The sequence below is a fragment of the Pseudohalioglobus lutimaris genome, assembly GCF_002866825.1.
Lineage (GTDB): Bacteria > Pseudomonadota > Gammaproteobacteria > Pseudomonadales > Halieaceae > Halioglobus > Halioglobus lutimaris.
Genome location: NZ_PKUS01000023.1, coordinates 1 through 25,163 on the forward strand (window position 1 = coordinate 1; position 25,163 = coordinate 25,163).

The 25,163-nt window shown below is 49.7% G+C and carries 18 protein-coding genes; 5 read left to right on the top strand and 13 right to left on the bottom strand.

Annotation, left to right across the window (positions count from 1 at the left end; genetic code table 11):
• Positions 1-2,274: pyruvate formate lyase family protein (locus C0039_RS15105; protein ID WP_207796463.1), on the bottom strand; the 2,274-nt coding region annotated here is incomplete at its 3' end.
• Between the two features lie 224 nt (positions 2,275-2,498).
• Here C0039_RS15105 and C0039_RS15110 point away from each other — a divergent pair.
• Entirely contained in the window at positions 2,499-3,437 is a 939-nt protein-coding gene (locus C0039_RS15110) for a LysR substrate-binding domain-containing protein (RefSeq protein WP_101518515.1), read from the top strand.
• Positions 3,438-3,726: 289 nt separating this feature from the next.
• On the opposite strand, the gene C0039_RS15115 is transcribed toward C0039_RS15110, so the two are convergent.
• Positions 3,727-4,755 carry a DNA-binding protein gene (locus C0039_RS15115; RefSeq protein WP_101518516.1) on the bottom strand — a complete coding sequence of 343 codons (1,029 nt, stop codon included), beginning with the start codon at positions 4,753-4,755 and terminating at the stop codon, positions 3,727-3,729.
• 212 nt (positions 4,756-4,967) lie between these two features.
• Here C0039_RS15115 and C0039_RS15120 point away from each other — a divergent pair, with 212 nt between their 5' ends.
• Positions 4,968-6,128 (top strand): tyrosine-type recombinase/integrase, encoded by a 1,161-nt coding sequence (locus tag C0039_RS15120; protein ID WP_101518517.1) that lies wholly within the window; start codon positions 4,968-4,970, stop codon positions 6,126-6,128.
• Positions 6,129-6,236: 108 nt separating this feature from the next.
• On the opposite strand, the gene C0039_RS15125 is transcribed toward C0039_RS15120, so the two are convergent.
• Together C0039_RS15125 and C0039_RS20945 are read right to left on the bottom strand one after the other, a co-directional pair.
• Positions 6,237-8,885, bottom strand: a complete 2,649-nt coding sequence (locus C0039_RS15125) for a caspase family protein (RefSeq protein WP_101518518.1) — start codon at positions 8,883-8,885, stop codon at positions 6,237-6,239.
• Between the two features lie 7 nt (positions 8,886-8,892).
• Positions 8,893-9,231, bottom strand: a complete 339-nt coding sequence (locus C0039_RS20945) for a hypothetical protein (RefSeq protein ID WP_133126013.1) — start codon at positions 9,229-9,231, stop codon at positions 8,893-8,895.
• A 492-nt stretch (positions 9,232-9,723) separates the two neighbouring features.
• On the opposite strand from C0039_RS20945, the gene C0039_RS15130 reads away from it, so the two are divergent.
• Positions 9,724-10,785, top strand: a complete 1,062-nt coding sequence (locus tag C0039_RS15130; RefSeq protein WP_101518519.1) for a hypothetical protein — start codon at positions 9,724-9,726, stop codon at positions 10,783-10,785.
• 9 nt (positions 10,786-10,794) lie between these two features.
• Positions 10,795-11,949, top strand: a complete 1,155-nt coding sequence (locus tag C0039_RS15135) for a hypothetical protein (protein ID WP_101518520.1) — start codon at positions 10,795-10,797, stop codon at positions 11,947-11,949.
• A 337-nt stretch (positions 11,950-12,286) separates the two neighbouring features.
• On the opposite strand, the gene C0039_RS15140 is transcribed toward C0039_RS15135, so the two are convergent.
• On the bottom strand, positions 12,287-12,913 hold the full coding sequence (locus tag C0039_RS15140; RefSeq protein ID WP_133126014.1) for a hypothetical protein: 627 nt from the start codon (positions 12,911-12,913) through the stop codon (positions 12,287-12,289).
• Positions 12,914-13,468: 555 nt separating this feature from the next.
• On the opposite strand from C0039_RS15140, the gene C0039_RS15145 reads away from it, so the two are divergent.
• Entirely contained in the window at positions 13,469-14,653 is a 1,185-nt protein-coding gene (locus tag C0039_RS15145; RefSeq protein ID WP_165787147.1) for an RES family NAD+ phosphorylase, read from the top strand.
• A 50-nt stretch (positions 14,654-14,703) separates the two neighbouring features.
• Here the strand turns inward: C0039_RS15145 and C0039_RS15150 are convergent, their stop codons facing one another.
• The 8 genes from C0039_RS15150 to C0039_RS15185 form a co-directional block, all read right to left on the bottom strand.
• Complete coding sequence (locus C0039_RS15150) at positions 14,704-15,756, bottom strand: PfkB family carbohydrate kinase (RefSeq protein ID WP_101518523.1); 1,053 nt, start codon at positions 15,754-15,756, stop codon at positions 14,704-14,706.
• 18 nt (positions 15,757-15,774) lie between these two features.
• A complete protein-coding gene (locus C0039_RS15155; protein WP_133126015.1) occupies positions 15,775-16,860 on the bottom strand; it encodes a hypothetical protein in 1,086 nt (361 codons plus the stop codon).
• 31 nt (positions 16,861-16,891) lie between these two features.
• Positions 16,892-18,817 (bottom strand): hypothetical protein, encoded by a 1,926-nt coding sequence (locus C0039_RS15160; RefSeq protein WP_101518525.1) that lies wholly within the window; start codon positions 18,815-18,817, stop codon positions 16,892-16,894.
• Complete coding sequence (locus tag C0039_RS15165; protein WP_101518526.1) at positions 18,810-20,009, bottom strand: phosphoribosyltransferase-like protein; 1,200 nt, start codon at positions 20,007-20,009, stop codon at positions 18,810-18,812. Before C0039_RS15165 ends, C0039_RS15160 begins: the two co-directional genes overlap by 8 nt.
• A gap of 12 nt (positions 20,010-20,021) precedes the next feature.
• A complete protein-coding gene (locus C0039_RS15170; RefSeq protein ID WP_101518527.1) occupies positions 20,022-21,938 on the bottom strand; it encodes an HAD family hydrolase in 1,917 nt (638 codons plus the stop codon).
• 494 nt (positions 21,939-22,432) lie between these two features.
• Positions 22,433-24,706 carry a DNA topoisomerase III gene (locus tag C0039_RS15175; protein WP_165787148.1) on the bottom strand — a complete coding sequence of 758 codons (2,274 nt, stop codon included), beginning with the start codon at positions 24,704-24,706 and terminating at the stop codon, positions 22,433-22,435.
• Positions 24,687-24,905, bottom strand: coding sequence for a carbon storage regulator CsrA (gene csrA, locus C0039_RS15180; RefSeq protein WP_101518529.1), 219 nt, complete (start codon positions 24,903-24,905; stop codon positions 24,687-24,689). Before csrA ends, C0039_RS15175 begins: the two co-directional genes overlap by 20 nt.
• A gap of 41 nt (positions 24,906-24,946) precedes the next feature.
• Positions 24,947-25,162 carry a hypothetical protein gene (locus tag C0039_RS15185; protein ID WP_207796464.1) on the bottom strand — a complete coding sequence of 72 codons (216 nt, stop codon included), beginning with the start codon at positions 25,160-25,162 and terminating at the stop codon, positions 24,947-24,949.
• Position 25,163: the final 1 nt, after the last annotated feature.

Here is a 25,163-nt window from a genome sequence, read left to right on the forward strand (position 1 = left end):
GAAGTACGCCGAGTAGCCCGATACCCGAATCAGCAGGTTGGGGTGCAGCTCCGGATTGTCCCGTGCCTCAATCAGGATCTTCGGATCCAGCATATTGGCCTGCACCTGCATACCGTGGCGCTTGAAGTACACCTTGTACATGCTTCCCAGTGCACTCTTGCCATCGTCACACTCGTAACTGGAAGCATCCAGCTTGATATTGAAGTTGATGCCGTTGGCAAACTTCTTGAAATCAATCCGGTTCATGGAGTTGATCAAGGCGGTAGAACCACGCTTATCCGCTCCGTTCTCCGGGGCAAAGCCCGAGGCGAAGGTCTCTCCAGCACGCCGGCCATTTGGCGTGGCATTGATCAGCCCACCGAAGTGGGTGTGGGAAGTGTTGGAGTACACGCCCGCCAGGTACTGGCCGCCACGGGTATTCTTACCCAGGGCGTGGATGGAATCGGAGTAGTGATCACCCACCCACTTCATCCAGGCATCCGCCTTGGGAATGTCGTTGCCAAACTTATCGATGCCCTCCAGCCTGGTCCGCACAACCTCATCTGAGAGGTTGTCTTTCAGGTGCGCGACCAGCTCTTCAAGGGTGAGCCAGCCGTCTTCGAATACGGCACTCTCTATGGCGCCCAGGGAATCGGCCACTACCGCCATACCGGTGCCCTGGATACCCGAGAAGTTGTATGTGGCGCCGCCTTGGGTAGAGCAGACACCCTGCTCCAAGCAGCCCTCGAGTGTAGCACTTGTAATAGGGGTGGGGTGGTGTTCAGCATGGAACTTCTCGCACCTCTGCAAATCCGCGTGCAGTTTGCCCAACTGATGCTTCACCTGCACCTTGTAGGCATCCAATACGTCATCCATGTTTTCCATGCTGGACACCGGGGGGGTCTTGACACCGATCTGTCGGTCAGAGCCAAACTGGCACCCCTCATTGAGGGCCATTTCCAGGGCCAGGGCCATGTTGTACATCCCGGCGTCGGTGGAACCCAGGGTCTTGCCCGGCGCCGTGGGCTCAACACAGCCGATGGCGACATAGTCCCTGGCATCTTCCAGGGAATAACCGACGTTCATCATGGACTCGATGATGGTCTCGTCGTTATACATGGCGGGTGCCGAACCCGGGCCGAAGTTCACCCGGATGACTTCATCGTAGAATTCCTTGGGTGTGTTCTCGTGGAGACGGACGTGAAAGTTGGGCTGGCGCATGCGCAATTCGTCAGCAAGCTCCAGAAGAATGAAACTCAATTCATTGGTCGCATCATTCCCCTCCGCGTCCTGTCCACCGATCGTTACTACCTCCCAACTGGTCAAACCACCCAGCATGCTGGTGAGATTGTCAGAGTACATGGGAATGGTCTCGCACACCTTGATACAGAAAGCACCAAGAAGATCCTTGGCTTCTTCCCTGGAAATGACTCCATTTGCCAGGTCCTGCTCGTAGTAAGGGTTCAGAAATTGGTCTATGCGACCAGGACAAGTGGTTTCACCCGTAGTCTCCTGAAAAATGGCGATGTGCGCCAGCATCAACGACTGGACCGCCTCATACAGGTTCGTGGCACCGCGCCGGGGCACACGGGTACATACTTCAGCGATACGCTCCAACTCACGCTTACGCTCTGGATCAACCTCGTCAACTGCCATTTTTGCGGCTTCGTCAGCATAGCGCTCGCCAAATTGCGCCAGTGCTTCCATCGAAATCTTCACACCGCGGTAGAATTCCAGCTTTTCCGGATCGGTCGTGTTTCTCTCGAACGCTTCTACCTCCGCTATAATTCCCTCCGCACCAAGCTTGATCAATTTCTCATACCCAGGAGCCAAATGCGCAATACCGCCTGCCTCATACAGCTGGTACTGAAGCGCCTCACCTTGCTCTTTGACAAATCGCATTTGCTCCTCTTTGCCATCAAAAGCCAAGGCAGGCAGACACTTGTCCAACCAAAAGGGAGCGTAGGACTTGAGTGTCGCCTGGTCCTCTTCACTGATCTCCAAAGGGTTCACTTTTCGAGTAGGCAACTTATGTGCGCTCATCATTATTCCAAGTCCGCCCAGATCTGGGTAACAGATGCCCGCGACTCGCTTGGAGGTAAAGTTACCTACGATCAGTTCCTCGGGATAAATCTTGACGGTTTTATTGGCCAGGACGTAAGCAGTTGCCTCGGCGACCTGGACGGGATTGGATTTACCGTCATTAGCCTCATCCATATAGTAGTCAGACCAAAGCACGGCTCGCTCTATGCATCCTCCATACTGAGCAGAGTCCACCGCTTCTTTGAGCCGCATAACTCTCTCGCTGCATTCTTGGTTTGGCGCAATGCCCTTTGTAATCGCATTCATACATCACCTCGATTATTTGTGTAGTAAGTTTGACAATCCAATTCGCGCTTTGCCTTGAGATTCTGCTTCCCACATGACGTATCAGATAGCCAAATACTACTCTCGCTTGATTTAAATACAAATTGATAATATATAAGAGTGTTATCAGGTATCCTGATAACGGAGGCGCTATGCTTCGCAACCAAGATCTGAATCTATTACCGATTTTCGACGCTCTGATGCAAGAACAACAGCTCTCAAGAGCCGCCGAGAGGCTCTCTATGAGTCAGCCAGCCGTGAGCAATGCTTTAAAGCGCCTCCGACTAAGCTTTAAGGACGACCTGTTCGTACGAACAGGTCGAGGCCTCAAGCCAACACAGCGCGCACAAGAGCTACATGAGGCAATAGTGCCGGCCCTTGAATCTCTTATTCACACTTTTGACGAGCAGACATTTACCCCCTGTCACTCTGATAGGACCTTGGATATATCATTAGATATTTCTTCAGAGTACGTCTTCGCTCCAGTCATCCTAAATATGTTATTGCCCTTGGCACCAAAGCTCAGAATCAGATTTCACCCAGATCACAGTCCTGACATATCAGGGAGACTGAAAGATGGTCGTCTCAACTATGCACTAGAGTATGGCCCGATCCAGGCAGACGAATTTGACTCTACTCATTTTGCTAATGAAACACTCTCTGTTATATGTGCGTCCAATCATCCTTTAGTTAAGGGAAGCATTTCTCTTGAGCAGTACTCCTCTTTGCCCCATGTTTCGTTAGTGCCTCGCCCTAGCTTCTCGACCGGGCAAATCACGGGCGAATCCACACCGGTCGAACACATAGTGGGAGCTGAATTTCCGGAAAGGAATGTGGAACTGAGAGTATCTAGCTCGCTTGTGATACCTAAGATTGTCGCGGCAACAGATTATATCGCTACAATTTCAACTAGATTGGTATTACCCCTCGTCCAGTCTGGTGAGCTGCAGTGCATTGAACCTCCTTTCAAAAATCGTGAATTTGAATTTCGACTCTACTGGCATAATAGCCGATCAAAAGATCCATTCCACCTCTGGTTTATAGATCAAATTTCTGCAAGCCAAAGTTCTGTCGGCAAGCTCGGGGTTTGAGGCTACAGTCAGTCAAACGAGTATGTATGTTCTGGCTCAGATCAACGGAATGAACTTCTCCTGTTGATTTGCATATGTGGTCCGCCCCAATTTGCAAGAGCCAGGTATCATGGGCATAAAGGTAAGTTGCTGGCATATATCGGGCCTCAATGCAGGTCTTACCATTTTCTGCCATTTCTGCCATTTCTGCCATCAATTCGATCTTACTCTAAGCAACTCCTCGGCGGGTCTTGTCTTTTTGGTGGCCACATCACTGCAAGTGATGAGCACAACATGAGGAGTGTTGGGGTCACTTCTTTTTCCTATCGCCCTTATCTCGCAGCTGCTGTTGGAGGACTGCTACCGCCTCTTGTAGCGCTACAAGCTCGCCACCCAACTTATGTTCTTCTTTATAGACACTGAATTCTCGCTCCACAGATTGTGTCAGGAGTTTTTGGCTTTCCAGACTTTCCTGGAGCTCCGCATTAGTCTCAAGCTGCACTGCAATGTCCGATTCGAGTTGGCCGTTCTGCCGCGTTAGTTCATTGACCCTCGTTTCGAGACCCACTATAGCCTCCCGTGCAGCCTGGGATTTCTGGGAAATTTGCTCCAGATTAGCAGTAAGCTTCTTTGCGTTAGTCTTCGCCTCGAGTCGCTCCTGGTCGAGGAGGACCATTAGCCGATTTTCAGCCTGCTCAGCTTCAGCCGCAAGTTCCTTTCGCTGTGTAGCAATCGCTGATGCGTGCTCCTCTGCCGCCCTCGATCGCTCCGCCGCATGCTGCTTGAGCAGGTCGCGTTGCTCGGCTTGCATCGTTTGCGTCGCGGTCTTGTGCTCTTTTTCCATTCGAGAGACCTGGCCGGTAAGGCCATCATTTTCCGTCACAAGCCTGGCATTTTCCGTCCTTGATTCCGCAAGTTCCAATTGCGCCTGTTCGAGCTGTTCGATAAGTGTCGAGTTCGCAGTCTCGCTCGCTTCTACGGCTTCGACTTTCTCTTCCAGCTCTGCTTCCAGGCTCGCCAACTTTTCTGATAACTCTGAAATGGTTGTATCGAAGATATCCTGGCTCTTAGTGAGTCGGCCCTCTGCTTCCTGGGTAAATCCTGCAATATGTGCCTCCAATGAGGCAGCCACCTGCTGGAGTAACTCTGTCGGTGTGCTGGGTGCCACCTCCCTCAATGGCCGCAATGCACGCCAGGCCTTAATCAGTGGATCGATAACAACCCAGCCCCCTCCCCCGACTTCACTTCGAACATCCTCTCGATTCCATCGATCATTGGCCGCATCGAGCCTATCGCAGGCGGCAAAGACGTTACTGGCGGTGGCAATAGTCCTGGGCATGATCACTTCCCCTCAGCGGGGGATTTGACCCGCCGTATTTAACATAAACACTCTAGATGCCTCGGATAATACAAAATGTATGATGTAAGGTGTATAGATATTAGTACTTTTTGTTCGGTTTTTTTCATATTTTCATGATTAACCCTATATTCTTGAATTTATAAGCGCTACAATCTCCATATCGCTGATTTAGCAGTAGGAGACCGCCCAGGGTGGAATTGGTCGTTTTCAGGGCGCATCCGGTGCCATTGGATGGCCTGGTTGCCCTGCCGGAGGAACTGGACGGCAGCCAGGGAGACAACCGGTTGCCGCAAGACCATTGCCAGATCCAAGCGGATAATGACTGGCAGGCGATCCAATGCTGGCTGGCCGAGTTCGAGGGCTCCCCGCAAACCCACCGAAATTACCGTAAAGAGGCCGAGCGGCTGCTCCTCTGGTCCATCAAGGAGCGACGCAGGCCGATTTCTTCCCTGTTGCGCGAGGACTTTCAGGCCTACCAGGTATTCCTGGCCAACCCGCAGCCGGAAGCCTATTGGTGCGGGCCTCGGTCCCCGCGTCATTCCGCGGCCTGGAAACCGTTCCAAGGCCCCTTGCGTGAAAGCAGTCAGCGGCAGTCCCTCATCGTGGTCAATGCCCTGCTCTCCTACTGGGTGGACGCCGGCTATATCCGGGGGAATCCACTCTCCTTGATCCGCCGGCGCAATAAGGCGCTAACCCCATCAACGCATGATGTGGTCGCGCAGGAGCGCTTCCTCGACCAGAAAACCTGGGAGCACCTGAAGGGTTACATCGCGTCCCTCCCCCAGGGGACTCGCCGAGAGATCGAGCAATTTGAGCGCGTGCGCTTTCTATTTCATTTTCTATTCTTATTGGCGCCCCGAGTTTCCGAAGTGGCCAGCCATTCGATGAATAGCTTTCGGGAGTTCCGGGGCAAATGGTGGTGGTTCGTCGAAGGCAAGGGGGGCAAACGCGCCAAGGTGCCGGTCAACGACGAAATGCTTGATGCATTGATGCGCTATCGACGATTCCTGGGCTTAGATGACTTGCCTCCGGAAGATGATAGATCTCCCATTTTTCGGAGTATCAAGGGCACAAGCGGCGTATCCCACAATATGGTTCATCGGTTAGTGAAAGAGACTGTCAAAGGGGCCGCTGATACCTTGGAAGCAGAATCACTGAACGACTCCCGAAAACTTCGGAGAGCATCCTGCCATTGGTTCAGGCATACCGCAGTCACTCGGAGTGATGATACCGGCATTGGCATCAAATATATTCAGGCCTCCGCCCGGCACGAGAAGCTTGAAACCACAGCCATCTATCAGCACGCCGAAGATCATCGATGGCATGACGAGTGGCAGAGGCTCAAATATTAGCCAGTGACTTAACTTTAGAAAGCCACCTGGTAGTGTGCCAAAAGTGTCAGTTCACCAACGCCAAGTGTATTGAAGATGCAGGTACAATCTTTCGCTGGATAAATGGGTCTAGCGGGCCAGAGGAAGACCTACGGAGGTCGGCTTTGACCTCGCCAAATAAGCATTGATGATGATCTGTCCTATTGATGCTCGGGTCTGTGGTTCGATCTCATCAGCTCTGATCACAGCTAACGCATCCATAGTTTCTTGAAACTTTTCGTGTGACAACATCGCTATGGCATAGGCAGAAAGCCTTTCCACTCGATCGCGCCCAGGATGATCACGCAGCAGACCATTGAGCTCCTCTCGAATCTTCGTTGCGGACTGATATTTGTCCTTAGGAATAGAATGCGCAGCCAACGCCCGAGCAATAGTATTGCCGAGCCGCGGATTATCTAGATGTCTTAATAAGAGCTCCTTGTCCTCTAATCCTAAGGGTCTTGACAGCGCTATCGACGCCAGTGCCGATATCCATGGATCACTTGAGACAAATATTGACATGCCAGGCTGATTTTCAGAGGCCGATGCGAAATTCTGATAGTCGGTCCGTGCAACTGAAACCTGCCTCCTAATATGTGCGCGCATTTCGGGGCTGTCGAATTTTTTCTCCGCCAAAGCAGCGTATATCTGCGATACCATCGAAGACATAGGCGGCTCCTCAGAGGCTATCATTTCGATGAACCTGAATGCCCTGTCGCGGTCCTCGCGAGCAAACTGTCCAATAGAGAATGCGAGGACCCTAGCGAGCTCTACATCGTCAAAGTCGCGTACTTTTTTTGCCATGGCCGCATCTGCGTCATCCAAGAGCATTGACAATTGCTTCTCGGACATCGAACCGCTCGCCCCTGCTTCGATCAGTAGACGTATATGATAGGAGTTTGGTAGCAAATCCGCCGCCTCGAATGCTGCAACTGCTTGATCAACAAGTCGTTTCGAACCTACAGACCCATCGAGTGAGTAAACAAGTTTCAACAATGCGCGTTCCTGATCTGGTTCAGACGGGTTTCCTTGAAATCCTGCTAACCCCTCTTTACGTGCAATATCTACCAGCTTCGGTTCTTGTGATCTGGCAAATGCGAAACCTAACGCGTCAGAGTAGTTTCGCTCGTGTAAGGTCAAAAGTTGATCCAACATATCACTACTCAGTGACGAAAGTTCGCGGCTTCTACGCTCACTAATAATTCGAACTAATACATCCGATAATGCAAGTTTGACCCGGTCATGGGCACCTCGACCTCTGGTCGCCTCACTTGTGTGATACAACCATTCACGACTGGCTTTTGCAAAACCAAGAAAGTGTGGCCAAGTCATCTCGTGATCAATCACCGTCGAGAACTCAAGAGCACTGGCATAGCGAAGCATCTGATCGACGTTCAAGTCCAGAACACCGAAGTCAAATTTACTCGACTGGAATGGCTCGTTGATGTCCTGGTATCGATCACTACCAGGAATGCGGGATAGTAAGATCGGTAGTGGTTTAGTGTCACTCCCTATCAAAGACCAAATGCGCAGCATTAGTTCCGCGCTAGCAACTTTTTCTCCCGAAATCCAATTTTCGTCATCTCGAGGTCGAACTCCCAGCAAAGTTCTGTATTGAAATGCCGAATCCGCTTCAAGACTATCGAGCGCGACATCTGCCCATGCACGATAGCCATGAGTACTCCGGTGAAGCCAAACTCCCGCCGCGTAGCCACCTTGTACTGCACGTGCCTGACTTGGATCAGGAGACAGTTGAGATATCGACAGTCGTGACTCTGCGCGAGTAAAAGGTAAGTTTCGAAAAACTGGCTCCAACCACCTCGGCCCTCGTTTAACTGCGAGTGTACCCGACTCATTCGGCTCGATATGGAAAATCAACGTATTTGCGGCGACTAGTAGGAAAGCGACAAATAAGGCCATTGAAATCAAAAGCTGGCGGAAACGGTGAAGTGCTGTAGAGAGTGTCGTGCTGGACTCAAGAGTCCGGGTCGCATTTACCGTAGGCAGGAGAATCGGATTAGCTGAGGACCCGCCCTTAAGCGGCTCTTGCATGACAGCCTTCGTCCTTAACGCGTATAAAGGCACTTGCTCGCACAATATAGGAAAGAGCTCCCCATCCACGTCGAGAAACGAACGCCTAGTTCCAAATGCCTCGGTATCTCCGGTATTTAGGAGGTCTAATAGATGAGCTGTGAAAATGCCGTGACCAATCTGATGATCTTCCCATGCAACTTGATTGGCTTTTGACGATGCGATAAATAGCCGCGCTGTGTCGCCCTCATTAAGCTTGATAAAATAGGGAAGCTTTTCTGTTATGGCACCAGCATAACAACAGTCTAGTACAAAGATGGTCTGTTTGGCGGGACAACGCCCCAGAATACTGTTCAGCCGATCCGCTTCTAGAATTGATAGCAGATTACGAGAATGCTCCTCGGGCTGTAGCAGGAATCCAGTCTTGTCAGGTTGTGATATTCCATGACCCGAAAAGTAAACAAAAAATGTCTCAAACGGGCCTTCACTACAAAGTCTATTGAAGGCCATATCAATCTCCGTCTGAGTCGCTTCCAGATCGTAGACCTTCTCTATAACCCGTTCTTTCTCACCCCAACATATCTCTAGATACTCAACAATGGCCTGCGCATCGGTAACGGCAAACTCCAACTGCTCCAGAGGATAACCGACTTCCACATCATCGTAACTATAGTTGCCGACACCAACAACGATGGCACCAAGCTGCATCTGCAAATCACCAACTAAAGAAGCGTCTCAAGGTAGGTGAACTGGTCAATACAGTATTCCTGGCGCCCGTCTCTTCTGGAATTGAAGCAACTAGCTTCTGAAGCAAGAGAGGTGTCGAAAGGCCTACATGAAAAGCAACAATGCCCTCAGCTGTTGCCCCGAAATACAGCCACGATACAAAGCCGCCAAGTAAGATCATTACGATAGTTATCGACCAGTAGAATGCCTTTTTCGCATAGATAGGTAACTTCTCAGCTTGGCGTAGATTCCACCAATGCAAAACCTCGGCAGCTATACCACCTGCGCAACCCAAGCCGAACACTGACCATGCACCTTCAAGTACCACTGTATATCCTCCGGTTTAAAAAACGAGTATCTGCGGAAACCCTCATCAGGTTACACCCAAAACGAAATTGATCAACCTGTTGGCAGAAAAATCGAATCATCGGCTCAGGAGCTGAGGTTCTACTTTTCATAGAATCTCAGGAAAATACCCTCCTATAGAAAGCGTAAGCCTGCGGAAATTGTTTTAGGGGTCTTTGTTATTTGCGTTCTTTGAATGCCTGTCTATACTCCGACTTATGGACCTCATAACTAGGTTATACCTACCGGTTCTAGCAAGGAGGCAGCATGCGGCCAGAAATGGAAACTCAGGCACTACAACTCCGCACCATTTCCAATAGCGTGGATCACATCCACAGGAACATCTTTTGCTCTCGGCTCCTCCGACCACGCCTATCTAGATTTAGAAACGTATCAAGAACTCTATACGTGAATCTCGAGCTGTCAATCCGCTATTAGCTGTTAGCTTCGTTCAACCTTTAGGAACCAATTCACCATGGGCAAACACGTTATTTTTCTTCTTCACGGAATGGGCACCCATACCGAAGATTGGTCTAACAAGGCTATCAAAGAGTTCAAAGCTAACGCTCGTGCTATTGGATACCCAATGAGTCTCACGGACGACTTCGAATTTGTAGAGATTAGCTACGATCACCTTTTCCTCGACTACATCAATGCTCACAACAAGAATGCAGAACAGATCACTACTTTTATGACTACAGCGCAAATCGGCGCGATGAAATCGGTGTTTCGAGGTCTTTTTGAGTATGCAACAGGCTCTCTCGACAATGAAGAATTTGTCACCAGCGCATTGGGGGACGTTTTTCTGTACCGCTTGTCGGATTATGCAAACGTGGTACGTACATATATCCTTCAGGTGATCACTGCGACACTCAATGTCAGGGGAAAACCGCCCTGGAGCGTTATAGCCCACTCCATGGGTACCCGTGTAATACACGATGCCATGGACGAGTTCACAGCAGATGTCACTAATCGAAATGTCTTCGGGAAACCTGTGGCGTTAGCCATGGTCGCCAACGTAACCCACTTGCTCGCTTACAACCCGAGTACTCTTTGGAGAAAGACTCGGGTTTTTCCTGCAAAAGCTCCTAGTAAAGGCGCTTGTCTGCGCTACGTGAATGCGCTACACCCCGCAGATCCCTTCACTTGGATCAGAGAGTTTGATCCAGTGCCCGAATGGGGCAATAACGCGGAATTTTCTGGCCGCTACCGGAACACACAAATTGGCTTCAAGGAACTCACTCGAGGAAATTCACATAGTTTCACCGGCTACCTTGAGCACCCACGTGTGGCGGCCGACATCTGCTGGGCCCTTGGCACAGGTAATACGGGCGAACCAGCCTTTGATGACGAAAAGCTCACTAATAGACTTAAAACATATTCAAACAGGACCATTAGCGAAAATGCCGAGAAAACATGGAAAATGGCGAAGAAACTCAAGCAGGAACGCGACCTGACTTCTTTCTGGGAATTCGTCCGCGCTTTGAATGATTTCGAATCCTTCATACAGAAATTTTCCGAGTCACTGACCGACTGAGGCCAAGAAATGTCCAAAAGAGCTATTGTTATCTACGCAGCTTTTTCTCAGCTACTGGCCGCACCAAGCGTCCATGCCGATTTTTCAAACTGCGGAATGCCGGGACAGTCATTTCTCGCATCCATGAATGGAAAATCATACTTTGAACTTGCTGCAGCCTATGTGGACTCTTGTGCAAATGAGAGCAAACTCTTTCAAGAGGGTCAGGTTTGGATTAAGAGGGTACGAAGCGCTGATGACAATAACCGAAACGAACGCGTTCGACAGTCCCTCCAGCTCACGCAGAAACAGTTTGAGGAACAGTTCGATCGCGAAGTTAATGTAAGCCAATCGGCCAAGAGCGCGATGGAATCTTCATTGCGATGTGAGATCGCCGGCACCCGTTCTGATGAAGCAATACGAGCCGAGAACTGCGACACGGATTACTTCGAGTATGACCCGATCGGCACGATCAGCAACCCTAATTGGAAACCCCTAAAGGACACCAGCTACGTTTTTGATAACGCTTTTATCTTACCATTCTTACAAGAATCAAACGGCTGTAGTACCAAAACTGTAGGGGATACCGACTGCGATGAGATGTTCCAAGAGGAATTCCTGCCAGTACTGGAGTACCAAAGCGTCGTGTACAAACAGCTAGTGCCAGCAGCCAACAACCAACCTGCAGAGGAAATAGAAACGAACTATGCTTCGTCCCACAAGAAATGGAAGAGTTACCTCTCTGATACCGGCTTTCAGTATCCGTGGGAACTAGCTTTTAACCGTTGGAAGCGAGGTGGCATCCAAGAAATCGCCCAGCGAGAAGAAGCCCCTACCTCGCGCTACATCATCGCCCATCCTTCGGTTGCGCTAGCATACAGTGACGAATCCCCTGATGGTGACAAGGTACAAGCCGTCGCTGTAATGAAAGTACTCGGATACAAATGGTGGCAATTCAACGGAGACAAGGCAGAGAATGTATGGGGGGTATCCGCTGTTGCGGCCATAGGTGACTTCGCGGAAGTGGACGATGATGGGTATGGCCTAATGTTTGAGTACAATAAATTTGCGCTGGCTTGGACTGATCACGGTGGTGAAAGTGTTTTCTCCCTTTCTGTTGACCTGGTTTCGCTATTGGTTGAAAAACCGGATTCCCTCGAGGGTTGGCTGGCGAAACTGGACTAAGTGCGCTGTAGCTGGAAAGCTAATCTTCATTTTTAATCGATTTTTAGCACCACGAAGATGTAGCCAGGTTAAGCCCGTAAATCCCATCTTCAGATTCAATAGTAGCTAGATAACTCCAGAGATCAATCAGGATAGCTGATCGTCGACTTTACAATATTTGACTACTTGTTGGCAGTTGGTCGGCAACCGCGGTGTGGGTGTTTAACTAAGTCGCTGCAATTATTGCTTGGCAGCGCCCCTACCAAATCCGAACCCTCCTGGTAATCCCAGTAATACCATGACCATTCTTTTCACTTAACTGGGCCCCGAAAAACCATCGGTCAAATGCGATCTTAGATCATTCAGGCTGTTTGGGGCGTTTACCCGGAATCTCTATCAAATTCTGGCCTAGTCTTACCACTTCTTGAACACCTCCTCCAAGCTTAACATCGAGCATGACCAACAGGTCACCTAGATCGGCGTATTGAATTCGTAGATCTCTCTTGCGGCGTCTTTCCCCGTTATCGTAAGCCGCATGTTCTACTCCCCATTGTTCTGTGTAGCCACTGCTTGAGTTTGCACCTCTGGAAATCGGGACCAGACGGATAAATCCATAATCTCGTAATACCGCCATTCGGCGATTGTAGACATGGTGGACGACCTTGCCTGCGACGGATACTTGGCCCTTTGCGCGGATATAGGCTTTGCGATACCGGGTGTATCCGGGACTAACCCATACTTGGAGCGGGTCAAAGAATATGTCCGTATCGTACTGAGACCAAATCTCCAGCCTTGGATCTCGAACTGGCGGCGGGTCCATCTTGACCAGTAGTGCCTTGCCAGGTGAAAGCACTTCGACTATATCGCCAATATGGGCCTCGATGGCCTGTTCATCCACGGCAACAATCGGAACATGCAGACATTCAGGAACAACCCATTCATTCATCGCTTGACGATAGGCGCCTTCGTTTCGAGTTCGTGGCAATCTTAGTCCCTCCCTGCCTTAACACATGACAAAATAGACTATCAAACTGGCCATAGCTCGACTACCAACCTTGTGACTCTCCAAGGCCTCTCTACACGTCAATAACCAGGCCGGACCTTCTTCATCGGCCTGGCACAAAAATCAGGGACATTTCAGCACTTATCTGACATATCGCACACTACAATAGGATCTCAGTTCGTCTAACAGGCACTTCATTGCTACCGGGTATGTGCCAACCTGCGACGGGACTACTAACAGGAACAAAACTACTGTGGCTGGTCCAATGAAAAATTGGTGCATTTTAGAGGACCTACAATATAATCATAAAGGCCGCATCTGGTACCTATATGAAGGTCGGCGGAGAACCCACAAACTTTGTGCAGAGTGCACCGTATTTTCCAGTAGATATTCATGAGAGCTGGTTAGATTGGGCTCCAAGATCCATCGTCACCTTGACTCAACAAATATCTAGCCCTTAATTAGTCCAATAGTGAGTCTCTAACCGTGCCGGCTATCTGTACAAACTGCATTGAGGACTCTTACCTACGAGAAATCGTGAATCGGGATGGTGAAGTTCAGGTATGCAACGAGTGCGGGAAAAATTCCTATCCCGCTTACTCCGCTGAACAGTTGGGTCAATTGTTAGAGCCCTTACTCAGGGAGCGCATAGGTTTCGGCGATCAGAGGAGGGTATTTTCAGGGCCAGATGACGACAAGGGCTGGTGGGAGCAAGTGGGCGATTCTATCGAGCTTTTCGTATCTGAGTTTATCGGGCAGGACATCAGCTTTCTAGATGATGTCATCTGCGCTGTCTCGGAGGCTGAAAATGCGTGGCCCCCGGACGGAGACGAGCCATTTTTTGATAGTTGTTCCAACTATGTTCGAGTTTCTTATCATTCCAACACCTATATTGACCGTTGGCACTCAATTGAAACAGAGATAACGCAAGCAAAGCGTTTTTTTAGTGAGGCTGCCAGATCATTTTTTGGCTCTTTGTTTCAAGAAATTGATCAGCTTGAGGCGCCGACAGCCGATGGAATTGAGAAAGTGGTACGTAATTTTCCTGTAGGTACAGTCGTACATCGAGCAAGGTTGCTTCAATCCAACAACGACACACTTCTACAGAGTATTTTTGACGACCCCATAGAGTATGCAGGTCCACCTCCCTCAAACAAAGCGAATGCCGGTCGAATGAACGCCGCTGGTATTGTTATGTTGTACGCGGCACTTGACCACCAGACTGCTTTAGCTGAACTTCGCCCTTCCCTCGGCAGTGATGTCGCCGTAATTGAGATTTGTCTTGATAAGAGATTGAGGCTGCTCGATTTTAAGCGGCTAGAAAATGCCTTCACATCCATCAGTGCATTTGATCCAAATTACACCGATAAATCAGAAAAACATACTTTTTTGAGACAAATACATCGGCTGATATCTCGCCCAGTTTTACCAGGGAAAGAATCAGAGTATTTGATGACTCAAACCATGGCAGAGTACTTGTCCCACGTGCACGAACGGCCATTTGACGGCATCTTGTTTTCTTCGGCTCAGAATCGAGATGGAACCAATATTGTTATCTTTGCAGACGAGGACGGCGGCTTTCCAATAAGCTACGTACACGACAGTATGACCGTCTCCACAGTAAATGCAGTGAAACACGATCTTGAAGAAAGGCTTCTAATCAAGGTCGATGGTAAAGTCTCTCTTGCTGAATATGACTCACTGTATGAGGATGAATTCTAATCGAAGTTCACCCTTCAAAGTAAACAATAAATATCTATCCATACTCTCCGTTAAGATGCGGGACAAGCAGGGCAAAGCCCGTCGCTCGCAGACGCGGAATCATCAGCAGCAGACGTCAAACGTGGCTTATACGTACCTCCTTTCAGAATTACTTTCACATCTTGTTCGAACGACTTCTTATCCATCTGATACATCCCGCCCCTGGCGCCCTCAAAGCCGCAATTCCAAGCTCCTAAGGCTTGGCCGTACTTTAGTGCTTCTTCTATATCCTTCTTTACTAACTTGGACAGTTCCTGCGGCTTCCTGCCTAATAGACTGTGTATGATGCCCGCTGTTGTCCAGTCACCACATCCACATGAATCTACCACTTTGATCGCGTTATGCGCCCGCAGATGAGCCCACTTAGTCATCCTGCGACTTCTGTATCTTAACCCCTGCTCTCCCAAGGTTTGAATTTCGATGATAGGCCGAAGCTGATTTTCAGATTCTCCAATTACTTCAGAGAACCGCTGATCTGAATATTTGACTATATCAGCCAAAGCCATTGCTTCTTTAAAATGTCTTGGGTCTCCTTTAGCTGAAGGCTCGAAAAATACTAGCCCACCTATCGACTTGAAGTACTTTGCCATCGCTAAAGCTGCGGGTGAGGTACGATCAAAGAAGAACAATTCAGTCTGCTTCACTGATCTCTTGATCTCCTCAACGGCGGGCAAGGTCACTGCCTTATAATTTGGCAACCAAGATCCACACTTTGGACAGTTCTTCCAATGAAACCTATGCTTGGGGTTCCCATCTCGGTCCCTCGAGTTTTCTTGCGTAATGACAGGTATTGGGGCAACCGGGTCCATGTGTAAGAAATTCTCGCGAACGTCCCACCTCGCCAGATCATTTTTAGCGTGTATGGACGAAGGCTCATCATTGAGTCTTGCTATTGGGTAAGAATTCCAACCTAGATACGACAGTATCGTCAGTACATTGCCACATGTTCCACCTGCATACTGCCTCGTTGGGACATCCGGGTTAGAGCTAATCACAATATCTAACGCAATAAGGCCGGTGCCATGCACGGTAGGTTTTTTATTATACTTCACGACATTACTCATCGTAACAACTCCAGAACATTAAACCGCATTGTGGTACGCATCGCCGGCAAGCCAAACGTGCGTCATCTTTGATTCTGTTTCTTTCAAACTATCCAGTGCAGCCCAGTCGTCTACTGTATAGGACAGCGCTTCGACATAAACTACTGGAAACTGACGCTCCAAGGCCGCCATTAATGCCCCAATAGCTGGTATCTTGCTGCCAAGAGGTGAAAGAATAATCTTCGAACCGCCAAAGGCTTCAAAAACTTCCTCTCTATCATCAGCTATTCTCAGTATAGATCTGTAAATGTCCAAAGGGAGCCTTTCATCGGAATACAAAAAGTTCTGAGGCTCCAGTGCCCAATCGTTCTCAAGCGGGCCACCGAAATCAGACTGCACCGATTTAAATACCTGGTATGCAATCTCGTCGCCCATCTTTGGATCCCGGGAGGGGAATGGCAAAATAGGGCAGGTATCGTCCGGTGCTATATATTTGTGAATAGTATGTAGTACATGCTGTTTGCTAGCCGTCAGAACAGGCAGCCAAAGAACAGCTTTGTCTTCCCCGCCTATCAGGCCTCCTATATCGAAGCCTCTTACTTCACTAGCGACGTCATTCGGTTCGGTCTTGATACCTTGATCCAAGGCCGGATTGGAAAGCAGAGACAAGTGGACGTTCAACCTTGATTCAGTACTTTCAGCCCTTTGGTATATATAACAGGCTGCCGTAAAACCAATGCCCAAAGAGAGAGCGCTCAAATCGATGACAATGTCTGTAATATCGGAATAATCAATTTCGTTCAACGCTTCTACTGTTCTATGCCCGCCAACTACCGCATTATCAGGAGCGAAAATTTGAATCTCCCGAACTACGAGGTTCTGACAGTAACTCTCTATTTGGCGTAAGTTGTCCTCTGCTCTTCTTACGAGTTCAGCATGTGGATCAGGCCTTTCCTCTCTAAACATAAACGCCGTTAAACGACCATCCATTATTTCAGACAATTTTCTCACTATGCTCGCACTTCTAGGATCAAAACCTGCGCCTCCTATGACCAAGCAACGCCTGCAAGGCTGTGCAAAATAATCATCGAAAAATTCTTCCACCTCCTGATCGTAGTGGATCACACATCTTTCTTGCCATCGGCCTGCTCCCATTTCAGGATTCCCCCAGCGCCTTGACCAAATCAGACACGCGTCTCTCCAGGAAGCCGCCTCGAGTAAACGTTAGTCCATTCTTTACTAACGAAGGGCCTGTGAGCTCCACTAGTGCCCACTGCTGTTTCTTGCATGCGTATCCTCGAACTATATTGATTGCACTGTATGCAACGCCATACTTAAGCACATGTGCTAGATCAGGGTACTTATCGGGTATCGATGAGAACTCCTTCTCCAATATTCCGAAAGCATTCGCCCCTCCTCCCAACGATGCATTTGGTTCAAGAGATTTTTTCACGCATTCCGCTGCTATGTGTTCACATATGCTCTCGACATCGTGATGCCTCGGGAATGTCCAATCCTTAATGATATCTGCTGCCTTATCTCTCAACAGTTGATGCTGATATTTAGACGGGAGTTGCGCTTCGACATCTCTTATTATCCTCGCTTCCGACGCTTTAACCAGTACGTTCGCGAGCTGCAGAAACTGCTCTGCGTTTTCTGTGCTCGCGTCAGAGAGGGTGTCCAATCCAAAATAGTAGGGTCGACCAAATTCGTGGAGCAAATGAATTCTTGCTCCGTCTGCCACACTAGCATCAGCTTTAAATGAAAGATCAGGATCGACTGGTTCATCATGATCGAATAGCCCAGACTGAGGCTCTCGCTTCAGATGCCGGTTCATTAAGATTAGCAACATGCTTAACCTCACATCTGAACCCCCTGGTAACGTTGTCGCGCCCGAAAAATACCGATCGATGGCCTGCTCCATCAGATCCCTAACTTCAGTTGGTATCCGCGCCTTTCGCTGTAAACTCTCCACACGTTCTTCTAACTTTTTAAGATTAGAGTCGCTTATTCGGTGTGGGTTTGTATTCAGTAAATCGCCAAAGTTTGTAAGTCCTTGTCTATTGAAAATCGGCATTAATCGAAGATACTTGTTGGCCATATTTCTGGCCATACTGCGAAAATTCCTCCTATTCTTCGATCTTCCCTGACTGTTCTGAAGCCATATTTGGACTAGCTCTCTATTTTTCTGAAGCGTCGTATCTGGAGCAATATAGGATGGATCGTTTAGATTCTCGTCCAATACACTCTGTGGCGTTTGGGCATCGAGCCGCATCATCATCCAACGTGATATGGGTATTTCTCGTTTCGCTAGCCAGTCGCTCACTAAATTTAGCTGATCCGGATGAAGCGTATGTACGTCATCGAGAATCACTAATGGTTTCAGGCTTCCCAATGTGAACTCCGTTTCGGGCAACAGGATACTGGAAATCGCATCAAAGGGCTGATAAGGCTCGGTTGCCTCACTGGGCAAGCTCTTCAGCGCTGGTGCTACCAAGCGCGCGCATACAGAGTAAATCGCTCGTTCCACGCGCTTGGCTTTTTCCATCACTAAGTCAGCGCCACTACCACCGATGCTCTCCCCCGCGACGTCAGTACCTGACCGGTACTCGATCTCGACACTGTCAAGGCCACCATCAACGATACTGCTTATGCTATTCAGCCAAAAAATTACAGCACGTGCCTGCAGAAACGACCTCAAGAGACCGAACCTGACGTCCTCTGGATAGGGCAGCTCCCAGAAGTCCCGGTATTCAGACTCCATTGGAATTCGGCAAGCCAATACTCCGATTTTACCCCTCTGAATAACTGAACAACGGCTCAATGCTTGTAGCAAAGGCGCGTATTCTGTGTGGTTCGGGCTGCTAACTAGGGTATTTACTGTATGATGCTGTATCAGCGTAGCTATCGTGGTCTTACCGCTCCCAGGCGTCCCTATCACCATGCATAGCCTGTCGTACAGTGCGCCCGAGGATGCATGCTCCTCAAAGAACGTGTGCAGAGGATCTGGCGTAACAACCGATAAAAAAGCGGTATCGTCTCGAAGAAATTCAGTAGCTCGCTTCTCAAACGGATTAGCCATCTCCAACAACCACCTCAGACTGATGCTCAGCCTGTACTACTAAGTCACTATGTCTCTCCCTTCGATAGAATAATGGCCTCATCTTGTGTTTGCCGTCATCTCCATTCGTTCGCGAATGCAAAATCGAGAGGGAGTTGTTTGGGGTATTATGCTCAAGGACCACTGGAAGCCCGCAACCACCATAGCCGAACATCCGGTCCGTGTGCCCACTCTGCGCGCCATGTTCGCCTGCGCCTTCGATCGCAGGATCGTAGTAACTCTGACATATTCTCACAAAAGGATCACTGCTTTTTTCTGTAAGAGTAATCGCATCCGGAAGTTTCAGTCCGTAGCTAAAGTGAACGTCACTTACTCCAAATTCTTGTTCAAGCTGCTCTCGTACTTTTTTATATACCCTATTGATTCGCCTTTCCGCTTCTTCGGTCCCTATATAGTGATGTACGAAAATCTCCAACGAGTCTGAGAAGGGCTTTTCGCTTCTCAGTTCGTTTTCTGCTGCTTTAGCAGACCTCAAAAACTTTACGAGCTTACCTTTCAATTTCCCCACTAAATCTGGATCCGGAAGTAAACTTGTTCCAGAAGCTGTAAAGTCATCGATCAGGTAAACACTATTGAAATGTGATCCTGCATCTTCCTCGCTTCCTCGTTTCACTAGATCTTTTCTCAAATCGAGTACTAAGCTACGCCACTTATCAATGTCAATTTGAGTCGCCACTACGACCTGCTCATTGGAAATAATTCCTGCGTTCATCCTTCTCAGAATATCGATCCGCGCACCATCACTAAGCCCCATAAACAACGTTTTTCGGAGTTCAATGGAATATGCGAATTCATTCGCTTGCGATGACCATACTTCGTAAGGTCGAATTCCCAGTTCGTCGGCCACACGGCGAACAATTTGACGCTGCACGAGTTCAGGGACGAGTTTCTCAACTAAACGTTCTATTTCCATCGGGCTAAAATAAATCAGTTTCGCTTTTATAAAACGATAAGCCTCTGCCCTGTCTTTTTCCTGAAACTGCTGAAGCCACGTAGCCAAACTCTCGATAAATCTCGCGCCCGCACAGAAATCTCTGTAGCCATCGTATTTATACGCTGCCATGAATGAAAGCCAGTCAAACTCTTCCACTGCCTCCGTGTCATCCCAATGCATAACCGTACTCAACAGCTTCAATCCAAGTTTCCGATTCAAGTGCGATAACTCCTAGCGCAAGTAAGCAACACCATCACCACACTCAATCTTCTGAAGATAATGCAACGTTCCCTGCGGTCCACGGACGCCTGCAGGACATAGGTTCCAGCAGCTGCCCGGTAACGCGGAGACTTCATCTACACTCAATGAGTACTCCGTACTAAGCAAGGCACTGTCGTTACCCGGCCATCGCCCCCTATCACCAATCGTCAAAATGCCAGAATCAACACCAATCTTTTCGGCCAATTTCTCGACTACTGCATTCTTCGAAATATCTCTCGGCAGAATGTCAACCGAGTGGCTAGACCTAACCACCGCAAGGTCATTCGAGTAATGGCTTTCGATAACACTGCAGACCGTATCCCATAGAAGTACTTCCGGTATCGGCACCTTCGTTTCCACAGTCAACTGAAACTTGCGCGGAGTTATTCGTAACTCCTGACTCCCCGTCCCCAAGACCTGATTGATCCTAGATTCCACACCGTCAAAGCAGCTCTGAGGTTCCGCCGATTGATCAGGGCAATCCTCATCCGACAGATACCCTATTTCCGATCCATTGTAGTAACCTATTACGACGCTATCCCAATACCTTTCTTCTATAACACCGGGAGACCGCAGTTCCTTCCTGATCGATTTCCCCCGGCCTGTAGCGAATCCTATCGTCATTCCTCCTGCGAGAAGCCGATTTAACTCCCTGCAGATATCCTCTCCTGGAGGCTCTCCTCGATGCCGCCCATCGACCAGCGTTCCGTCATAGTCTAAAACCAAACCGCGGTAGGCCTGCTTTTTCAGTTTTCGTAAAAACTGGCGGTAATATCCAGTCCACACGCTGGAGTCTATCTGCCCCAAGCTTGTCTTCATTTTCCGCTGACACGCAGCCCTTTCTTTGTTGACCGAGACAGCAAATCCGGCATTCGCACTCAATCGATAAATCTTCGAACCATACTCAGGCACGCCGGGACGACCAGGGTCTATCCCAAAGTGAACGCCTCGCCAATGTGTCATATACAATGAAAGCAAGATACCAGCGACCAACTCCAACCCATTTAGATCTCGAAGAACCAATAATTGTTTAGCCAGTGTCCCCGGAAGTAAGTCGAGAGTCCTCTGCGCCAAATCGCGGTCATGCTCGGATGTTAAAAACAAAATGGCAGAATTCTCTGGGTTTTTATCGAACCAATGATGCCGGCCATGCGCAAAATTCCGCATGTCCGCTAAGTGAACCGAGCCGAGGCCTGCCTCGACAAATTTCGACTCGATGTCCACGGCGATGCTCTTGTATCTCTCGCTGTATACAACATGCACCACTTTGGTCTTGCATACTTCTCCCAATATCAACTCCACTGAATCGAGAGATTCATGATCGACCAATGAATCAGATATTAATCGACCCAGGGAACCGGGAATTCGCTGATTCGTATTTGAGGCGCTGGCGTATATCCGAAGTAACAAAGTCGCAAACCCCAACAAAGAATTGCTCGCTAGGAAGCCATCCTTTCCGGCAGGTAGCGGGTATTCATATACATTCGTATAGTGATACCGCTCGTTGATCTGCTTTAGCTTGCTCTGCTCTCGTCCAACTAGAGCGCAAACACTTTTTGGCTCGCTTAATGCCGCATGCTGAAATGCTCGTCGGATATCGATGTTATTTCCACTAGCTGACAACACCCATACGGATGCAGAACCATCTCGAGGTAATGCCGATATCATTTCGACCGGCGTTACCGCCATCGCAATTGAACTGAAAAAAAGCCGGTGTAATGTTGCTTGGAACTCAGCAGCCGAATATGAACCGCCTGAGCCCACCACTAGGAGTAGGTTTGAATAGTGATTCTTTAGCTCAATTACAGGTTGAGAGATATCAACCGACAATGCCCATTCATAGGTCCCGCCCAGTTGCTCTAACTCATTCGAAAAGGGCTTACCCATTGGCGACTCTCACCTCCTAAAGCATTGTTGGGACGAATTCTTGGTGTGTGGATCAGAATGACCTTGTGCAGGGCAGATTTCCAGGGGCACCCTGCTTATAAATCGCACAGCAGTTAGCCTAGATTATTATTGTAAATCAATGTCTTACCTCTGGCCAGCCAGCTGATACGTCATTCATGCTATGTGCCTGATTTCCTTTGGTTTTAAAGTACGGCCCACCTCGTATACTGTATTTATATACAGTATAAATCCTCTAAAATCAATCGCCCTGAATACCCTCGATTTTATTGAGTTATTCAACCGCTTCCCCGCTAAACCCTAAAAATGGTGTCCCCACCTTGCCTCTATTTCATCCAGGCCTGGTTGCTCGTCTTAGACAAACTGAACTTCGCCATCATCGTAGTAATAAAGGTATCCCCAGTTGTAATCTTCTGGAGCAGATCCCTTCCTTATTCCCTCGGCGGGCCAGGGCGTCTTCTCGAGTAGCAACCCCATTACGCCATCTCTCTTTCTGCCGACTCTTGCGGCCATGCAAAGAACCGGCACTTAGGGAAGTTCGAGCAACCATGAAACGGCTTACCAGCGCTCTTGCCGCTTTTCAGGCTCCGCAGCTGGATCTTGCCTTTCTGACAATCCGGGCATGTTTCTCCCACTGTGACGCTCACCTTCTGGTTGGATCGGATGTTTGAAGTACGCGCTACATCCTTAGGTTTGCCGCGATGGTCCTGCCTGGTCTCCCGACAACCCTCGCCATAGTTGGTGCAGCCCCAAAAGAACCCCTTTTTGCCTTTGATTCTCCGTAGTCTGCCACTGCAATCTGCTCCTGGGCAGGGGTATGTTTTCTCCGCTGGTTTCTTTGCTTTCGGGGAGGATGTTTGTGGCTGAGGCGTCACTTTAAAACCGCCCTTGCCCTTTTCGAATGTCGTCAGCTCCGAAACGCGACCAACGACCCGGTCGACAAAGTCATCGAGCTCACCGTCACCCTCTGCGATTCGCGCCAGCTGCATCTCCCAGTGCGCGGTCATATCCGGAAGGGTGACTGCTGCGGGCAGAACATCGATCATCTCCCGCCCCAGGAGTGTAGAGATCACAGACTTGCTCTTCTTCCCCAGATATCCGCGTTTAAACAGCGTATCGATAATGCCCGCCTGGGTGGCGGGCGTACCTAGGCCATCTGTTTCCCGCAGCACCTTCTTCAGCTCCGGATCACTGACATACCGCGCGATACTGGTCATGGCATCCAATAACGTTGCTTCTGTGAAATGCTTGGGAGGCGTGGTGTTCTTCTCGAGAAGCTGTGCACCTGTAAAATCCGCGACCTCTCCTTGAGCCAGCGTCGGAAGAGCAACCAGCTCCTCTTCTTGGCTATCGAATTCAGCAGGCTTCGATGATTTTCTCAGTAGGTCACGATACTCTCGCCACCCCAGTTGCACATCGTGTATTCCAAGGGCCTTAAAGGACTCCTCGCCTTCCTGCGTATCGAGCTTAGCGATTACATCTGTCTGGTCATACTCGCGGTCTACACAAAACTGCAGGAGATAGCGATGAGCAACAATCTCGTAGATCCACCTTTCGTCTGGCGAGAGTGAATCCAGCGGTACCCACTTTGACGTGGGAATGATTGCATGGTGAGCGGTCACCTTCTTGTCGTTCCAGCAACGGCCTCGATGAACCAGGCTGACACTCTCTGTCAGTGGATATAGCGCATGCTTATCACCAACCGACTGCACGATGGCGTCCCTGACGACCCCACCTTCTACCCAGTGGTCGACGGGTAGGTACGGGCAATCCGAGCGTGGGTAGGTGAGTACCTGGTGCTTCTCGTACAAGGACTGTGCGACGGCGAGCGTTTTCTTGGGGGAAAGTCCCCTACCCTTGTTGGCCACCTTTTGAAGCTCGGGCAAAGAAAACGGTAGTGGTGGTGCTTCACGCTTACGTTGGGTCTTTACCGAGGCGATATGTCCCTGGCTGCCTTCGAGGCTCTTGCCCAACTGCTCTACCACCTGCCGGTCGATGACACGGCCATCTTCATCCTGAACGGCTTCATGCCGCTGGCCCGGCACCCACTTTGCCCTAAAACCACCGTGCTCCACCTCAAGATCAACGGTCAGCTCGTAGAAGGGCTTACTGACGAATGCTTCAATCTCTCGATCTCGCCGCACCACCAAACCGAGTACCGGGGTCTGCACCCGCCCTACACTCAACACGCCGGAGTGTCCCGAGTTGCGCCCTTTGACGGTATACAGCCGCGTCAGATTCAGACCAAAGAGCCAATCGGCTCGACTACGTCCCAGTGCGGCATCGCGCAATCCCGAATACTGGCCATTGTCCTCAAGTCTTCCGATGGCACGTTTGACCGACGCTGCATTCAAGTCACTGATCAGAAGACGCTTCACCGGCTGCCGATTCCCAATCTGCGTAAGAACCTCATCGACGAGCAGCTGACCTTCACGATCAGGGTCTCCGGCGTGAACGATAATATCGGCATCAGCAGCAAACTTCTTGATCGTCTGGTACAGATCCTTCGTTCGCGGAGCCACGTTCATCTTCCATGCCGGTGGAATGATAGGCAGGTCCGCTTCAATCCAGCGCTTGAAGCGCGGATCGTAATCCTCCGGCATGTATTGGGTCAGGATGTGCCCCGCACACCAGACCACAACGTTGGCCTCTCCCGACTGAATGTAGGTTTTGTGCCGCTTCTGCGGTCCGGGCAGTACGGCAGCTATGGCCTTAGCCAGACTCGGTTTTTCAGCGATGAATACTCGCACTCGTCGTCCCTCGATGGCGCTGTTGCTGCGCGCCGGTATTGTCCTGCAAGCGGTGATAGATTTCCTCTCGATGCACGGTCTTCTCTCGCGGTGCATTTACTCCGATTCGGACCTGATTCCCCTTTACGCCCAGAACCGTGACCGTGATATCGTCCTCTATCATCAGGCTTTCGCCCACTCTGCGTGTCAGTATCAACATGACCTCATCTCCTTTGCGGTGACCTGCATTCCCTGCAGTGTTTAGACCACCAGGCTGGCAAGTGCTTCTATCGCATCCTCGTGGCCGGAACTGGCTAGTTGCCAGTTGATCTCATCCAGCGCCGAAATCAGTCCTCTGGCTTGCTCAGGCGACTCACACAGACTTGCCAGCTGGGCGCGTTTTTCCTGGCTGCACAGTGCCACCAGGCCTCGAATTTCGTTGTCTTTCAGATCAATCATCAACGTCGTGCAATGCATT

Coding starts and splice junctions, on each gene's coding strand:
- C0039_RS15160 (WP_101518525.1), bottom strand. CDS start 18,817: ATGGCTAATCCGTTTGAGAAGCGAGCTACTGAATTTCTTCGAGACGAT.
- C0039_RS15115 (WP_101518516.1), bottom strand. CDS start 4,755: ATGCCCAGGACTATTGCCACCGCCAGTAACGTCTTTGCCGCCTGCGAT.
- C0039_RS15150 (WP_101518523.1), bottom strand. CDS start 15,756: ATGAGTAATGTCGTGAAGTATAATAAAAAACCTACCGTGCATGGCACC.
- C0039_RS15185 (WP_207796464.1), bottom strand. CDS start 25,162: ATGCATTGCACGACGTTGATGATTGATCTGAAAGACAACGAAATTCGA.
- C0039_RS15110 (WP_101518515.1), top strand. CDS start 2,499: ATGCTTCGCAACCAAGATCTGAATCTATTACCGATTTTCGACGCTCTG.
- csrA (WP_101518529.1), bottom strand. CDS start 24,905: ATGTTGATACTGACACGCAGAGTGGGCGAAAGCCTGATGATAGAGGAC.
- C0039_RS15125 (WP_101518518.1), bottom strand. CDS start 8,885: ATGCAGCTTGGTGCCATCGTTGTTGGTGTCGGCAACTATAGTTACGAT.
- C0039_RS15130 (WP_101518519.1), top strand. CDS start 9,724: ATGGGCAAACACGTTATTTTTCTTCTTCACGGAATGGGCACCCATACC.
- C0039_RS15135 (WP_101518520.1), top strand. CDS start 10,795: ATGTCCAAAAGAGCTATTGTTATCTACGCAGCTTTTTCTCAGCTACTG.
- C0039_RS15170 (WP_101518527.1), bottom strand. CDS start 21,938: ATGGGTAAGCCCTTTTCGAATGAGTTAGAGCAACTGGGCGGGACCTAT.